General features: G+C 33.7%; 14 protein-coding genes. 8 read left to right on the top strand and 6 right to left on the bottom strand.

The window, feature by feature from the left end; all coding sequences use genetic code 11:
* Window positions 1-2: 2 nt before the first annotated feature.
* The 6 genes from FVF61_RS10705 to FVF61_RS10680 form a co-directional block, all read right to left on the bottom strand.
* Window positions 3-3,875, bottom strand: coding sequence for an efflux RND transporter permease subunit (locus tag FVF61_RS10705; RefSeq protein WP_148456232.1), 3,873 nt, complete (start codon window positions 3,873-3,875; stop codon window positions 3-5).
* 108 nt (window positions 3,876-3,983) lie between these two features.
* Window positions 3,984-4,397 carry an HYC_CC_PP family protein gene (locus tag FVF61_RS10700; RefSeq protein WP_233586800.1) on the bottom strand — a complete coding sequence of 138 codons (414 nt, stop codon included), beginning with the start codon at window positions 4,395-4,397 and terminating at the stop codon, window positions 3,984-3,986.
* Between the two features lie 73 nt (window positions 4,398-4,470).
* Window positions 4,471-4,929 (bottom strand): hypothetical protein, encoded by a 459-nt coding sequence (locus FVF61_RS10695; protein ID WP_148456229.1) that lies wholly within the window; start codon window positions 4,927-4,929, stop codon window positions 4,471-4,473.
* 959 nt (window positions 4,930-5,888) lie between these two features.
* Complete coding sequence (locus FVF61_RS10690) at window positions 5,889-7,961, bottom strand: lipocalin-like domain-containing protein (protein ID WP_148456226.1); 2,073 nt, start codon at window positions 7,959-7,961, stop codon at window positions 5,889-5,891.
* Between the two features lie 213 nt (window positions 7,962-8,174).
* A complete protein-coding gene (locus FVF61_RS10685; RefSeq protein WP_148456224.1) occupies window positions 8,175-8,927 on the bottom strand; it encodes a hypothetical protein in 753 nt (250 codons plus the stop codon).
* Window positions 8,928-9,254: 327 nt separating this feature from the next.
* The gene (locus FVF61_RS10680) at window positions 9,255-9,866 is read right to left on the bottom strand and encodes a peroxiredoxin-like family protein (protein WP_148456221.1); all 612 of its coding nucleotides are present in this window, start codon (window positions 9,864-9,866) and stop codon (window positions 9,255-9,257) included.
* 153 nt (window positions 9,867-10,019) lie between these two features.
* Between FVF61_RS10680 and FVF61_RS10675 the strand changes: the two genes are divergently transcribed.
* The 8 genes from FVF61_RS10675 to FVF61_RS10640 are packed head-to-tail and all read left to right on the top strand — an operon-like array spanning window position 10,020 to window position 15,714.
* Window positions 10,020-10,355, top strand: coding sequence for an arsenosugar biosynthesis-associated peroxidase-like protein (locus FVF61_RS10675; RefSeq protein ID WP_148456218.1), 336 nt, complete (start codon window positions 10,020-10,022; stop codon window positions 10,353-10,355).
* Window positions 10,356-10,375: 20 nt separating this feature from the next.
* Window positions 10,376-11,437 (top strand): arsenosugar biosynthesis radical SAM (seleno)protein ArsS, encoded by a 1,062-nt coding sequence (gene arsS / locus FVF61_RS10670; protein WP_148456215.1) that lies wholly within the window; start codon window positions 10,376-10,378, stop codon window positions 11,435-11,437.
* Window positions 11,438-11,477: 40 nt separating this feature from the next.
* Window positions 11,478-11,978 carry a rhodanese-like domain-containing protein gene (locus tag FVF61_RS10665; RefSeq protein WP_148456213.1) on the top strand — a complete coding sequence of 167 codons (501 nt, stop codon included), beginning with the start codon at window positions 11,478-11,480 and terminating at the stop codon, window positions 11,976-11,978.
* Entirely contained in the window at window positions 11,920-12,579 is a 660-nt protein-coding gene (locus FVF61_RS10660; RefSeq protein WP_317131667.1) for a TIGR04282 family arsenosugar biosynthesis glycosyltransferase, read from the top strand. Before FVF61_RS10665 ends, FVF61_RS10660 begins: the two co-directional genes overlap by 59 nt.
* On the top strand, window positions 12,572-13,384 hold the full coding sequence (locus FVF61_RS10655; RefSeq protein ID WP_148456207.1) for a purine-nucleoside phosphorylase: 813 nt from the start codon (window positions 12,572-12,574) through the stop codon (window positions 13,382-13,384). The genes FVF61_RS10660 and FVF61_RS10655 overlap by 8 nt, the downstream gene beginning before the upstream one ends.
* Window positions 13,385-13,396: 12 nt before the next feature.
* Complete coding sequence (locus FVF61_RS10650) at window positions 13,397-14,296, top strand: sterol desaturase family protein (protein WP_148456204.1); 900 nt, start codon at window positions 13,397-13,399, stop codon at window positions 14,294-14,296.
* Window positions 14,286-14,999 carry a DUF547 domain-containing protein gene (locus tag FVF61_RS10645; protein ID WP_148456201.1) on the top strand — a complete coding sequence of 238 codons (714 nt, stop codon included), beginning with the start codon at window positions 14,286-14,288 and terminating at the stop codon, window positions 14,997-14,999. Before FVF61_RS10650 ends, FVF61_RS10645 begins: the two co-directional genes overlap by 11 nt.
* Complete coding sequence (locus FVF61_RS10640; RefSeq protein ID WP_148456198.1) at window positions 14,992-15,714, top strand: TIGR04283 family arsenosugar biosynthesis glycosyltransferase; 723 nt, start codon at window positions 14,992-14,994, stop codon at window positions 15,712-15,714. Before FVF61_RS10645 ends, FVF61_RS10640 begins: the two co-directional genes overlap by 8 nt.
* Window positions 15,715-15,811 lie beyond the last annotated feature (97 nt).

Below are 15,811 nucleotides of genomic sequence, written 5' to 3'. Positions count from 1 at the left end.
TTTTAGCTTTTCACTTTAAACTCAGCTTTCCAGCTATATAATACGGGAACTACAAATAAGGTGATTAAGGCTATAAGCATGCCTCCAAAACTTGGGATGGCCATAGGAATCATAATATCACTACCTCGCCCTGTAGAGGTTAATATTGGCAGCAAGGCTAGAATAGTGGTTGCTGTGGTCATCAAACAAGGTCTGATACGTTTTTCTCCTGCTTCTACTATGGACGCTCTAATTTCCTTTTTATTTTCTGGTGTATTTCTATCAAAAGTTTGCGTTAAATAGGTTGCCATTACTACACCATCATCGGTTGCAATTCCGAAAAGGGCAATAAACCCAACCCAAACAGCAACACTCAAATTAATGGGATGCATTTGGAATAAATCACGCAGATTTTCACCAAAGACATTGAAGTTTAAAAACCAATCTTGTCCATAGAGCCATATCATTATAAAACCACCAGCAAAGGCCACTGCAATTCCTGTAAACACCATGAGTGATGTGCTTACTGAACGGAATTGGAAATACAGAATTAAAAAGATGATTGTCAAAGCTAATGGCACAACAACGGATAGCGTTTTTTCTGCTCGTAATTGATTTTCGTAAGTTCCTGTGAATGCATAGTTGATTCCTTTTGGAACAATCAATTCACCAGATTCTATCTTTTCTTGAATTAAGGCTTGTGCATGTTCAACAACGCTTACTTCTGCAAAACCAGCTTGTTTATCGAACAAGACATAACCTACTAAAAAGGTGTCTTCACTTTTAATGACTTGTGGCCCTTGTTCGTAGCGAATGGTTGCCAATTCGCTTAAAGGCACAGGACGACCTGTTGAAACTGGCACATAAATCTGTTGTAAGTCTGTTGGATTTGCTCGTAATTCTCTTGGGTATCGCACACGAACACCATAGCGTTCTCTGCCTTCAACCGTTTGTGTTAATACCATACCTCCAACAGCTACTTTTAATACGTTTTGTACCTCTTCAATACTTACACCATAACGTGCTATTTTCTCTCTATCAATATCAATTAACAAATACGGTTTACCAACAATACGGTCGGCAAAAACGGCTTCCTTTTTAACGCCTTCGGCTTCCTTGATAATGTTTTCTAATTGGACGCCAAACGCTTCAATTTGCTTTAAGTCTTGGCCTTTCACCTTAATTCCCATAGGGGCTCGCATGCCTGTTTGAAGCATGACCAATCGGGTTTCAATAGGTTGTAGTTTTGGTGCTGACGTAACGCCTGGTAATTTGGTGACTCTTACAATCTCATTCCAAATATCGTCTGGTGATTCAATTTCTGGTCTCCAATTGCGATAGTATTCGCCATCCTTGTCTTCAACTAATTGAGATTGCTCAACATTAGTTGTCACTTCGAGTGATTCTGATTTTTCATCAGAATTGTATCGAGAAGCATTAGGTCTCGATACATCACTCGTTCCTCGTGACACTCGACCTGACGATTCCTTTAGTCTGTCACTTCCATCAAAAGCCAATCGTCCATCTTTCAATTCAAACAAACCATCCTCATTGATTTTGTAGCGTTGACGTTCGCCTTGTTCATTCAGCATGTACTCTGGTTTATACTGAATGATGTTCTCATACATGGATAATGGTGCTGGATCCAAAGCTGATTCTGTTCTACCTGCTTTACCTACAACGGTTTCAATCTCTGGAATGCTGGCTACTGCCATATCCAATTGCTGTAAAACGCGTTTATTTTCTTCCACACCAGAATGAGGCATGGAGGTTGGCATTAACAGAAATGAGCCTTCATTTAAAGATGGCATAAACTCTTTACCTGTGTTCTTCATAATGAAAAACCCTGCAATGACGATGGCTGTTGGTACAGATAGAAACACTAATTTGTTATCTAAACACCATCTTAAAATACGCGTGTAGTATTTAATAAATAATGAGAAAACACCTAATAAACCAAAGCATATAACACTTACAAAAATGAGATTCCAAAAAATGCTTTTATCAACACCTAATGGTCGCCAATATTTGGCTAACAGAAATATGATTGCTGATGCTGAAATAATGATATTGATAAGATTAGCTTGTTTGTCTGTTATCTTATTTTGAAGATTGAGAAGTGCTGTAATTCCAAACGCTATCAAAATCAATCCTAACCAGTATCCATAGACTATGGCAACGATTCCCAATGCTATTAAAACACCATTTAAAATAGTTTTAAAAGTGGTTTTAATGGGTTTCTTTCTGAATAAAAAGGCTGCAAATGGTGGGATTAAAAATAAAGCGACAATAATAGATGCTGTTAGAGCAAAGGTTTTTGTAAAAGCTAATGGTCTGAACAATTTTCCTTCTGCTCCAATCATTGTAAAAACAGGAATAAAACTGATAATCGTGGTCATTACTGCAGTTACTATGGCTCCAGAAACCTCGGCCGTAGCATTATAAACAATTTGGTTTATTGAACGTTTGTCATTCTGAAAAGGGTGAAGAACCTCACCATTCACTTCTAACTTTTCACTATTCACTTTTAACTTTTCACTTTTAACTGTTCGCTTTTCACTTTCATCCAAGTGCCTTATAATGTTTTCTGAAAGTATCACACCCACATCCACCATAGTACCAATCGCAATGGCAATACCTGATAAAGCAACAATGTTGGCATCGACTCCAAAGAACTTCATCGCGATAAAAACCATTAAAACCGCAACAGGCAATAAGCCAGAAATTAATATGGACGCTCGAAGATTAAATACCATAATGATAATAACCAAAATGGTAATTAGAATTTCTAAAGTCAATGCCTCGTTAAGGGTGTCTAATGTTTCTTGAATTAATACGGTTCTATCATAAAATGGTACTATAGTGACTTGTGAGGTTCTACCATCTGCTAATACTTTGGAAGGTAATCCTGCGCTTAATTCGCTTATTTTGGCTTTCACATTATTAATAACTTCCATGGGGTTGGCACCATAACGTGCCACAACAGCAGCACCTACAACTTCTGCACCTTCTTTATCTAAAATACCACGTCTGATTGCTGGCCCTAAGGAAACTTTTCCAATGTCTTTGATTCGTATGGCTGTATAATCTTCGGAAGTAACTACGGCATTTTCGATGTCTTCTATAGATTTTACATAACCCAATCCTCGCACTAAATATTCTGCTTGATTAATCTCTAATGTTTGTGCTCCAATGTCTTTGTTGCTTTCCTTAACTGCTTTTACCACTTGGTTCAATCCAATATTATATTGACGCATCAATTCTGGATTTACATCCACTTGGTACTCTTGAACATAACCACCAATGGATGCAACTTCTGAGACGCCACTTGCAGAGGATAGTGCATATTTTACATAGTAATCTTGAATACTGCGTAACTCTTGTAAATCCCAACCACCAGTTACGTTTCCGTTTTCATCACGTCCTTCAAGTGTGTACCAAAAAATTTGACCTAATCCTGTGGCATCTGGACCCAAAGCAGGATTGACACCTTCAGGTAATAAACCACTTGGTAATGAGTTTAGTTTTTCTAATATGCGACTTCTGCTCCAATAGAACTCTATATCTTCTTCAAAAATGATATAGATACTCGAAAAGCCGAACATAGACGAACTACGAATGGTTTTTACGCCTGGAATACCGAGTAGTGTAGTTGTTAGCGGATAGGTAATTTGGTCTTCTATATCTTGTGGTGAACGACCATCCCATTTGGTAAATACAATTTGTTGGTTTTCTCCAATATCTGGAATGGCATCTACAGCCACAGGATTGCTTGGCAAAAATCCTGTGCCCCAATTAAAAGGTGCATTGACTGTTCCCCATCCTACAAAAAGGACGAGTAGTAGTACGGCAACGAGTTTATTCTCTATTAAAAATTTGATGCTTTTGTTTAGCATTGGCTTTGATTATTAAACAGTTAGACATTGGTGTTTTGACAACACTGAATACAGCGAATTATCCTTACAACATTGCAGTCATAGGGTAATACAGTCTAAAGTTTAAAATCAAATTAAATAGGTCTCGTCAATCTTGTAGATACGCCTTATAACGAGGGGTGGTTCGTATGCTTCGTATAAAGATACGTTGTTGTCTAATCCTTCAAAAAGATTACTATAAGCATATACAAATGATGCAATGAATACCTGTTGCCCAAACGTAATTTTGTCAACTTGCAGTTGTAGTTCGTCTTGACCTTCAATTGCTAATTGTTTATCATCGCAACAATTTTTCTTGGTAATAGAACATCCTTCAGTAGAAGGTTTTTCCATGTCCATACCGCAACCTTTGGCTTTATGGAAAATAGCCGTTTCTACTAAAGTATCGCCACAATAATGCATATTCATAGTAAATGACATTGTAGAGCATAACACGACAAAAGCCATGGCTAAAGACATTATTTTATGGAATATCTGTTTCATGCAATTACGAAGTTACGAATTTTTAACAACTTTTTGTTTTAGTTTAACAGAAGTTTAAAGTATAAACAAGGCTTTAACTGCACTCAACAATTTTAATTTCCTCCTCGGTCAACCCATACAATTCATACACCATCTGGTCTATCTCCTTTTCGGTTTGGGTGATTTGGCTTTGTAAAGTTTGGGCTTTTTTCTTGTTGTCTAAATCTTTGGTATTGGTCCCTTTCAACTCAATAACACCAATAGCAGTTTCTCCTTTTAAAATAGCGCCATCTGCCTTCCCTGCTCCTTGTTGGTTTTTATGCTCTGTGGTAATATTGAAGTTTGGTTTTGGGTTTAGCGTATAGTCCAGAAAATTAACAAAAAGTTCGTCTAAAAACTTCGCTTGATATTGCTCTTCTTTAGAATTTTTAATGTTTTCTTGAATGGTAGGGTTGTGAAAATATTTGGTGTATTTTTTATAGGCTTTATCAACCGTAGCTGTGTCTTGTAACTTAAGATGCTGTTTTAAAACAGAAGTTTGAAATAATGCCATTAAATTGAATGAATTTATTGAATGACTAAAGTTAAAATTTAAAGCTTAATTTCTGTCTTTCTTATGGAAAAAATTACCAAAGTTTTAAAGTGATGCATTTTTTGAATAGACAGACCCAAACTTAGTTAAGGCTGAACCTTACTAAAAGTAAGGTCTTCCCTTACCAAAAAATTCAATTGGCCCAAATACCAAACAAAATGAATGGCAAACTGGACTTAACATTCAAATCCAGAAACCTTTTTCTTCCAAAACAAACATCCCATAGATGACATGCATCATTTTAATCGATAAAGTCTTCGCCTACCTTTATGGCACCATCTCAATAAAGTTTTTATGTATTTGTAAAAACAACCGTTTGGGTATGAAAAACCTTGCTTATGTCTGTTGTAAAAAAAGGGGTCCTAATTTCGGTCTTCGGTTTGTTGGCCCTGTTGCTTTATATGCTGTAGGCTTACAACCCCTGCAATTACAGCCACAAAAAACCCAATCCCAACAACAAGTACCAACTTTTGATAGCCAGTGAAGGAAGCCATTTCAAAGATTCCATAGTCCATGTCTTGATAGCACATTACCGTTCCAAACCCCTAAAGATTGAAAGCGTCCCCTTAAGTGCCTTATCTCAAATAGAACCCAAAGAGTATCACGCCATAGTCCTCCTCTATTCTTGGCACACCTGGAATCCTCCTCCTGAAGTGGAAGAATTTGTACAGAAGCATCATAACTGCCTAGAAAACATAGTCAGCTTTAGCACCTCTTTTTATGGAAACCTGAAAATGGAGGAATTGGATGGAATAACGGGTGCCTCAAAAATGAGTGATGCAAATGGCTATGCCCAAAAACGTATTGAAAAAAAAAACCATTACTTAATAACTAACAAGCCTTACTTCAAACAAAATAGTCTAAATCTACCCTTTATATATTTTTCGTGACCTATACAACCCCTCTCTTTAAATATGAAATTATGGCACCTCAATAATCTCTAAAAATAAATCGGCTTTATTATTAATATTATCATGGATATCGTTCTTTTTCAACCCACTCGAAATCGACATTATGTCACCAAAAGCAGTTTCAAAAATAACTTGCGGATAGCCTATTGTAGAAACCGTATTTACTTGACCTGTATTTCTATTATAAATAACAGCCTCTTTGGCATGGATGCTAGTAGATGTAATTTGCCAACTAGGGTCATTGTTGGACCCTAATATTAGATTGCCATTTAAACTGGTTCCAGATGGAAAATAAGGCGCTCCAAAAGACTCTAAAATTGAAAAAGTTGTTGTTGAGTACAACCTATTTTCCAATAAATTTATAAGATAATTACCTCCTGCATTGTACTGGGTTTTATAATCCCAACCAGATTTAATAGAAATTGGCACTATCTGTTCTTGAACAAGAACACCTCCAGAACTTAAAGCATATACATAACTTGTACTTTCATTTTGATGCCCAACCAATACCTTATCACCATTAAGTGCAAATACCTGATAATTAAAACTACTTTGATGATTAGGAAAATGTGGCTTAGAATCCACTAAATCAAAATTAGCATGGTCTCGGGTAAATGTAAATACCTCATCACTATCAACTAAAATCCAGTAGCCCAAATTAGAGTATGTAAAATCATCCAATCCTGAAATACCAGTATCTATAGTATATTTGTAATCTAAAGTAATGGCATCATAAACAAACAAATCCGATGCTTGTTCAACAATTATTTCCTTGCCATAACCAGTATCCAAACACTTTATGGTAACATTTGTTCCGTATTGAGGTGCAAGATTCGATATGGCTTCTGTTTGCTTGGTTTGATAATTAAATCGATGAATATTCATGGTGTTTCCAGAACCACTCTCTCTTCCGTAAAAAAAGACAACAGGATTATCAATATCTATAGCATAAGATTCTATTTTTTGGAAATCAATAATGTCTTCTCTTTTATAGTCAACCTCCCAATAACTTGTAACTTGAGAACTAACGAAACTTGTTCTCCCTCCAAAAATATTATGAACATATAAAACGTAGTAAGGGTTCTCTAAATAGGGTGGCATTTCATCTACAAAACTAGTTGCATGAATATCATTTATGGTAGCCACTGTATACTCTTGTTTCCCAGACCCAGTCCCTCCTGAATAATTAGAGAATGCCAACTCATAATGGGAAAAATAAGGATCTGTACTAGCTTGCCAATCAAACTGAATCGTATTCCCTACAACTGTTGGCTGACTTAAAGCTACTGGACTTGGATACAACGTCTCTGTCCAAATAGTTTGGGCATAGCTCTCCCCTAATAGACCTTGGTCTGTATAAACTTTAAGGTAATAGCATAAAAAAGGTTCTCCAGGTGGATTCAAATCTGTAAACTCTGTAACGTTTACATCAGGTATAGTGGCTATAAGTTCAGCACTGGACAAACTGCAATTGTCACCAAGACTTCGGTAAATCTCATACTTATCAAACGCATTAAATCCTTCATAGGCTTGCCAAGTAAAACTTATTAGTTCATCATAAGCCTCGTCTGGGTTTTCCCAAAATGTACTTGTAACCATATCTATTTCTATAGGAGTGTAATGTTGCAGGTATAAAGTTACAATATCCAATAAGCCATCTTCGTCAATATCAAATCTATATTTAAAAATAAGCTGATTATCATCTAACTTGGTAATCACCCACTCTTCAGATTGATTAAATTGATTGGATAATGTGATAATTCCACCATCTAATTCCCAATTCAAATCATTAATATCATAAGTACAACCACTATTTTGAAATAAATATTCCGTATAGCGTCCATTTTCTGAAAACACCAAAAAATCCCTACCACATTCATAATATACTACTGGCACGTTCAAAATATTACCTTCATAACTAATATTGTAAATAGACCATATTCCCGTTAACTGTGAAGGCGAAGCTGAAGTATCAATTCCACTGTATAAACTGTCACCGGAATTAAAAGGTGCATCATCTTTTTCGCAGGAACTAACAAAACAAAAAAGTATAAAAAGTGAAGCAAAACGAATAAATTTCATGATATATAAATTGGGTGCACAAATATATATTATTTTACAATGTAAAATACATCCATACTCCTAAGTACAATACTTTAAGTGTATTTAAAACCTCCTACTGTTTTAATACTTATTTTACCCAACTCAATTATCCATGCTTCATGATTCATTTTTAATCTTTAACTTTCAAAAGCGCCTCTTACAAAATTTAATGCTTCGAATTTGGAACTTATGTCAACTCTCAACATACAAAACAGAAATCCCAACCCCTTCTTTAGCATTTAGCACATACATAACCCCATCAACTTCCTGATAAAAACGCACACCCATGACACTTAATCGGGTTCCAGTAATAGTTGGTGTCACAAAAGGACTAAGCACAACCGAATGCCCTGTAAACCCTTTAGAAAGCATCACTGGTGTTGCCAAATACAACTCAGAATTTAACCCAGTAAAATCAAAATCCAAAACCCCATATGTCAATTCAACATGTGTGGCACCAGATATAAACCCAACCTGCTTAATATCAAATCCAGAAATAGTCAAAGCATAGCTAATCGCAGCAACATCATAATTAAATGGTAAAACACGGGCTAGGTCACAATCAGGTGTGTAAATGAACGTTTTCAACAGAGCCAGTCCATTAACATCAGTAACACCTTCTCCAACAACACGCTTTCCTCTAGGATTAACAGCATCTAAATCTTTCAATCTTGTAAACAAGCTCATCAACCTACTGTGAAAAAAAGGAAACCTATATCCTTTATAAAAAGGCCGTAAAGCCATTCTAAAAGCCTTATTTACTCGAGAGCTTTGTCCAAATTCATGACCATTCTCCCGAACACGTTGCATCGATTTCTTAGATTTTATAGCCTTGCCATTAAATCCACCACCAGCCTTTCTGGCAACTAGTTCTCCGTTTAAATAATAAAAATTAACACCTCCTATTGTTCCAACTACAGGAAACAGACCTTTAAATTTTGCCATAATATGATTTTTTAAATGAATAATTAAATACGTCACTTCCAATCCCAAAACCTATGCTATTACAAAACCACAACTGCAACTGCTACTAAGTCTTAACTTCAACTTCGATTTCAATTTTAATTTCAACTTCAACTAATATACAAAATATTTTCATATGGGTTATAGCGTGCTTATAACATAGTTATTACAACTTTAATACATGTTTATAGCATAATATTTATATGATAGATTCTAAGCTCTTATAGCTTAAACAGCCTAATATGAAGCATAAAAAAACCCAGACTTTCGTCTAGGTTTGATAAATACCTTTAAAACAAATGGTTGTTCTTAAAACTCGAGCTTCAATACCTCCAAGTTTGCCAGCAATAATTTAGGACTCAATCGTACGTCATAATTTGGATTAATATACTCAAACAAAATACCACCTGAAGTGTCAACAACTAATACTGTTGGTACTGGAATAACATCTGTCGCCTCTTTATTTGTGTTTTCAAATATATACTTATGCACTTTTTCTGGTGTTTTAAATCCGATCCCCATATCTTTAATTAGTTGCCCTTTTGAATCTGATAAAACCTGGTAAGCTACTTTGTCAGCTTCCATAGTTGGCTTAATATTCTGGTAATTATCAGGACTAATAGCAACTATCTGATACCCTAAGGCAATAATTTCAGATTCTATTTCCGCCAAACCAGATAATTGATTATTACAATAAAAACACCAACCTCCTCTATAAAACACAAGAACTGTTGGCTTCTCTTTGATAATTTGGTTTAATTCAACTTCATTCCCATCTGCATCTGTAAGCTTGGCTTCAGGAATTTTTTCCCCTATTAAAAGGGGACTAATATCTTCAGCTTTTTCCGGTACTTGCGATTGAATATGAGATACGAGTGTGAAAGTAAAAATTGTAAATACAAAAAATATTTTTTTGGTCATGGTTCAAGGTTTTATTGTTGGTCTAACTACAGTTATATTCCTTACAATAATAATATCTTTTAGTCCTACTTCCATATTTTCTTTAGATTTTATGTAAACTTTAATATACAACTCCGACTTTAATCTGTAATTTCATCCTCAAAAATAAACGCTATGCAAAAAACCTATTATGATCCATCCGATCTTAAGAAATTTGGAAAAATATCTGATTGGAACGAAGAGTTAGGCTCTAAATTTTTTGAATATTATAATTCCGTCTTTAAAGAAGGTTCGCTTTCCGAAAGAGAAAAGTCTCTAATAGCTTTAGCTGTAGCACATACCATTCAATGTCCTTATTGTATTGATGCTTATACTGGAGATGGTTTACAAAGAGGCATTACTAAAGAAGAAATGATGGAAGCTTTACATGTAGCAGCTGCTATTCGTGGTGGAGCATCTTTAGTTCATGGTGTTCAGATGATGAATAAAGTAAATAAGTTAGACGGTTAATTGTAGTTGTATTCTAGAAATTGAAAACAAAATCTTTACATAAACGAGAAAGTGACTTAGCAAATAGCTCTAGACAGATAGAAATACTATCTAATGGTATTTTTAAAAATGGTGAGCTTGTTACTTTTAAAAATAAATTAACTGAATCAAATCAGTTCCCACTTCGTCCCAATAAACTGGAAATACTTCAAATCAATTTGGGTTATATGTGTAATCAGGTATGCGAACATTGCCACGTTGATGCAGGTCCAGACAGAAAAGAGATTATGACCAAAGAAACCATGCTTCAATGTTTAGAGGTTATTAAATCCACGCATGCACATACCTTAGATTTAACTGGTGGAGCTCCAGAAATGAACCCAAGCTTTAGATGGTTTGTAGAAGAAGCTACCAAAGTTGGTATTAAGGATGTTATTGTACGCTCTAACCTAACAATATTAAGAGCCAATAAAAAATATTACGACTTACCCGAATTCTTTAAAAATCACAACATCCATATCATTTCATCCATGCCTCATTGGACAAAAGGAAAAACAGATAAACAAAGAGGTTCTGGTGTATTCGATAATTCTATTACTGCGTTACAAGAATTAAATGCTATAGGATTTGGAGTGCCAAATAGCAATTTAAAATTAGATTTGGTTTATAACCCTTCTGGAGCTTTTTTACCAGGAAATCAGGCAGCTATGGAAAAAGATTTTAAAAAATCTTTAATGGATGATTTTGGCATCCATTTTAATAACTTATTTGCAATAACCAATCTACCAATAAGTAGATATCTAGACTATTTAATTGCTACCGATAATTATGAAGATTATATGTATGCTTTAGTAGAGGCTTACAATCCTGAAGCTGTTAAAAGCCTAATGTGTACCAATACCATTTCTGTTAGTTGGGATGGATTTCTATACGATTGTGATTTTAACCAAATGCTAGAATTAAAAGTAAACAGCGAAGTGAAACATATTAGCGAATACAATGAAGAATTACTTCAAAATAGAAACATCATAACGTCTCAACATTGCTATGGCTGTACAGCTGGAGCAGGAAGTAGCTGTCAAGGAAACCTAATTCCTGAGTAGGCAGGAAACCTATAGGTTCAGCTAAGCTAATCTCTAAAATATGAAAAAACAAATCACATTCATACTAGCCTTTTTATCAGGTATTCAAATAAGTTTTTCTCAAGATTCCCTTTCTCAATTATTAAATAAATACAATACCAACAATGTCCCTTATATTTCTGTTGAAGAATTAGCAATGCCAAAAAATCAAGCCGTTATTTTAGATGCTCGCGAACCTAAAGAATACCAGGTCAGCCATATAAAAGATGCCATTTTTGTTGGGTTTAGCGAATTTGACTTAGAAAACACCAAACAACTAGTTGGTAACAAACAACAACAAATTGTTATATACTGTTCATTAGGTATACGTTCAGAGGATATAGCCGAAAAACTATCAAAAGCTGGATACACAAATGTATTTAACCTGTATGGAGGTATTTTTGAATGGAAAAACAAAGGTTTTGATGTGTTTGATGACACTGAAACTAAAACCGAAAAAATTCATGGATTTTCCCCAGAATGGAGCAAATGGTTACTTAAAGGAGAAAAAATATATGACTAATAATTTAATAATTGTTTTTATTCGAAACCCAGAAATAGGTAAAGTAAAAACCAGATTAGCTAAAACAATAGGCAATCAATCTGCCTTAAACATTTATAAACACCTTTTAAATCATACTGAACAAACACTTAGGGAACTTGATTGTGATAAAGCTATCTTTTATTCAGAAAAAGTTAATGAAAATGATATTTGGAACGCAAATAGTTATCAGAAACATCAACAAATTGGAGAAGATTTAGGATCTAGAATGTTACATGCTTTTAAATATGCTTTTGATAATAAATATGAAAAAATAATCATTGTTGGAAGCGATATATTAGATTTAAAACCAGATCATATTTCAGAAACTTTTCTTAAATTAGAGTCTCATGATGTCGTTATTGGACCTGCACTAGATGGAGGATATTATTTATTAGGCATGAAACAACTTCAGCCACATATATTTAATAATAAATCTTGGGGAACAGCAACAGTTTTAGAAGATACTTTAAAAGATTTACAACTTCTAGACGTTTACCTTTTAGAAGAGTTAAATGATATTGATACTTTTGAAGATCTTAACAATTACAAACTACTTAAAGAGCTAATTACAAATGATTAAATATATTACAGAAACTGCCGAATATTTACAAGAAAAAGGATTTATTAAACCAGAAATAGGCATCATTCTAGGTACTGGTTTAGAAAAATTAATTGACGAGATAGACATCCTTGCAGAAGTTAGCTATAACCACATTCCAAACTTTCCAACAGCTACAGTCGAATTTCATAAAGGAAAACTCATCTACGGAAATTTAGAGGGTAAAAAAGTAGTAGTTATGCAAGGTCGTTTTCATATTTACGAAGGCTACTCGCTTCGCGATGTAACATATCCAGTTCGTGTTATGGAAAAACTAGGCATAAAAACACTTTTAGTTTCTAATGCTTCTGGAGCCATCAACAAAAATTTCAAAAAAGGAGAACTGATGTTAATTGACGATCATATCAATCTTCAAGGCAGCTCTCCTTTGGCATTTAAAGGTGTCGAATTTTTAGGCGAACGTTTTACAGACATGAGCGAACCTTACAACAAAAAATTAAACCAAGTTTTTAAACAAATTTCAAAAGCAAATAACATTAAGTTACACGAAGGTGTATATGCTAGTGTAGCAGGACCTCAATTAGAAACCAGAGCTGAATACAGAATGTTAAAAATTATTGGAGCAGATGCAGTTGGAATGAGTACAGTTCCTGAAATTATTGTAGCCAATCATTTAAATTTAAAAGCAGCAGCAGTGTCTGTCTTAACAGATGAATGTGATCCTGATAATTTAAAACCTGTAAATATTAAAGAAATAATAGAAATGGCTGGTAAAGCAGAACCAAAAATGATTATCTTGTTTAAAGAATTAATTAAAACACTTTAATTAATTATTATCATGGAAAAATATCTTGAAATAATAAAAAACTCCTATTCTGGCTATTTTAATTATCTTAAAAACGAGATTATTTATGTAAACCATTGGGACAATTATTTTTATGGGCTTATTATTATTTCAATACTAGTTTGGATTCTTGAAATTGCATTTCCTTGGAGAGAAAATCAATCTATTTTTAGAAAAGATTTTTGGCTAGATACTTTTTACATGTTTTTTAATTTCTTTCTACTAAATCTCATAGTTCTAATTGCATTATCAAATACCGTTGCCGAATTTTTTAATGATTTTTTAGGAGTTTTTGGATTGTCTATTTCCAGTTTTCAACTATTTGATGTTGATAATCTACCAAAAGTATTAGGTCTATTTATCTTTTTTATAGTTGCAGATTTTGTACAATGGAACACACACAGACTCTTACATTGTGTGCCTTTGCTTTGGAATTTCCATAAAGTGCATCATTCTGTAAAAGAAATGGGATTTGCTGCTCATTTACGTTACCATTGGATGGAACCTGTAGTATACAAATCTATCTTATATATTCCTTTAGCAATTATTGGAGGATTTGATGCTCAAGATGTCGCTATTGTCCACTTTTTCAACATAACAATCGGTCATTTAAATCATGCTAATTTGGGTTGGGATTATGGTAAATTAAAATACATCTTCAACAATCCAAAAATGCATATTTGGCATCATGTCAAAGATCTTCCAAAACATGCAAGGTATGGTGTAAATTATGGCTTAACCTTAAGTGTCTGGGACTATATATTTAAAACCAATTACATCCCTTATGATGGTCGTGATATTGAATTAGGCTTTTCTGGAGACGAAACATTTCCTAAAGATTTTATCCATCAGGAAATGTATCCAATCAAATTCAAAAAAAAGGATGACATTTAAAATCTATTCCTTATTCATTTTTTTTATTTGTTTAGGTGTATTTCAATCAACCAATGCACAAGCACTTCAATTTAATTCTTGGAATGAATTTCTTCAAAAACATGTAAATAATTCTGGCGATGTTAATTATAAATCAATAATTAAAAATCAACGCTTATTATTAAACAGTTTAAACGATTTTTCAAAAAATCAACCTAATAATTCTTGGTCTAAAGAAGAAAAATTAGCCTATTGGATAAATGCTTATAATGCCTTTACTATCAAACTAATTATCGATAAGTATCCTATTAAAAGTATTAAAGACATAAAAAAACCTTGGGAGGAAAAATTTATACCAATTGAAAAACAACTTATGTCACTAAATGAAATTGAACACAATATATTGCGTAAATTGGATGAACCCAGAATTCATTTTGCTATAGTTTGTGCTTCAAAATCTTGTCCAAAATTATTAAATGAAGCTTACACTCCTTCAAAATTAGATCATCAATTAACTATTGCTACTGAAGAGTTCCTATCAGATAATACTAAAAACAATGTGTCTGAAGATAACATCAAACTCTCAAAAATTTTTAAATGGTTTTCAGAAGATTTCACACAAAATGGAAGTCTAATCGATTTTTTAAATCAGTATTCGAAAATTGAAATATCTCCTAAGGCTAATAGGAGTTTCTTGGATTACAATTGGGATTTAAATGAATAAAATTTCCATCATCATACCTATTTTAAATGAAGCAGAAAATATTCAAAACCTGCTCCAACATCTTGCTCTAAATTCAAATCCAGAAAATATTTCAGAAATTATTGTAGTAGATGGAGGAAGTACAGATGGTTCTCAGGAAATACTAAAGTCATTCTTTAAAAAACATTACAACAACTCATTAGATAAAAAATTCTGTCTTATAGAATCTGCAAAAGGCAGAGCCAAACAAATGAATTCAGGTGCTGAATTTGCCAAAGGCAACATCCTATACTTTCTTCATGCAGATTCTTTTCCTCCAAAAAACTTCGATCAATTAATTATCAATGAAGTAGAAAATGAACATCTTGCTGGTTGTTTTAAAATGAAATTTGACAGCACACATTGGTGGTTAAAATTAGCTGGTTGGCTAACTCAATTTTCTTGGAGAGCTTGTAGAGGTGGAGACCAAAGTCAGTTTATAACTAAAGTATTATTCAACGAAATAGGCAAATTCGATGAACAATTCACCATTTATGAAGACAACGACCTCATCAATAAACTATATGCCAGAAAGCAATTTGTTGTTATTCAAGAATGGATAATTACTTCAGCTAGACGCTATCAAACCCACGGAATCTGGAAACTACAGTTTCATTTTTGGGCTATTTATGTAAAAAAATGGTTTGGTGCTTCATCTGAGGATCTATATAATTATTATAAAAAACATATTGCTTAAAACTTGTTAATAATCTGTAATATTCTGATTCATATTATCATTGATTATACAGTTTCGCTTCTTAAATTTGTAACGAATGTTCATTAATATTCTTCAA

Source organism: Xanthomarina maritima (assembly GCF_008084905.1).
Taxonomy (GTDB): Bacteria; Bacteroidota; Bacteroidia; order Flavobacteriales; family Flavobacteriaceae; genus Xanthomarina; species Xanthomarina maritima.
This window is presented reverse-complemented; position numbering and strand designations above follow the sequence as displayed.

What these genes read in the sequence shown, in the direction of transcription:
- FVF61_RS10705 (WP_148456232.1), bottom strand. Translation starts at nt 3,875, where the DNA reads ATGCTAAACAAAAGCATCAAATTTTTAATAGAGAATAAACTCGTTGCC.
- FVF61_RS10700 (WP_233586800.1), bottom strand. Translation starts at nt 4,397, where the DNA reads ATGAAACAGATATTCCATAAAATAATGTCTTTAGCCATGGCTTTTGTC.
- FVF61_RS10695 (WP_148456229.1), bottom strand. Translation starts at nt 4,929, where the DNA reads ATGGCATTATTTCAAACTTCTGTTTTAAAACAGCATCTTAAGTTACAA.
- FVF61_RS10690 (WP_148456226.1), bottom strand. Translation starts at nt 7,961, where the DNA reads ATGAAATTTATTCGTTTTGCTTCACTTTTTATACTTTTTTGTTTTGTT.
- FVF61_RS10685 (WP_148456224.1), bottom strand. Translation starts at nt 8,927, where the DNA reads ATGGCAAAATTTAAAGGTCTGTTTCCTGTAGTTGGAACAATAGGAGGT.
- FVF61_RS10680 (WP_148456221.1), bottom strand. Translation starts at nt 9,866, where the DNA reads ATGACCAAAAAAATATTTTTTGTATTTACAATTTTTACTTTCACACTC.
- FVF61_RS10675 (WP_148456218.1), top strand. Translation starts at nt 10,020, where the DNA reads ATGCAAAAAACCTATTATGATCCATCCGATCTTAAGAAATTTGGAAAA.
- FVF61_RS10665 (WP_148456213.1), top strand. Translation starts at nt 11,478, where the DNA reads ATGAAAAAACAAATCACATTCATACTAGCCTTTTTATCAGGTATTCAA.
- FVF61_RS10660 (WP_317131667.1), top strand. Translation starts at nt 11,920, where the DNA reads ATGGATTTTCCCCAGAATGGAGCAAATGGTTACTTAAAGGAGAAAAAA.
- FVF61_RS10655 (WP_148456207.1), top strand. Translation starts at nt 12,572, where the DNA reads ATGATTAAATATATTACAGAAACTGCCGAATATTTACAAGAAAAAGGA.
- FVF61_RS10650 (WP_148456204.1), top strand. Translation starts at nt 13,397, where the DNA reads ATGGAAAAATATCTTGAAATAATAAAAAACTCCTATTCTGGCTATTTT.
- FVF61_RS10645 (WP_148456201.1), top strand. Translation starts at nt 14,286, where the DNA reads ATGACATTTAAAATCTATTCCTTATTCATTTTTTTTATTTGTTTAGGT.
- FVF61_RS10640 (WP_148456198.1), top strand. Translation starts at nt 14,992, where the DNA reads ATGAATAAAATTTCCATCATCATACCTATTTTAAATGAAGCAGAAAAT.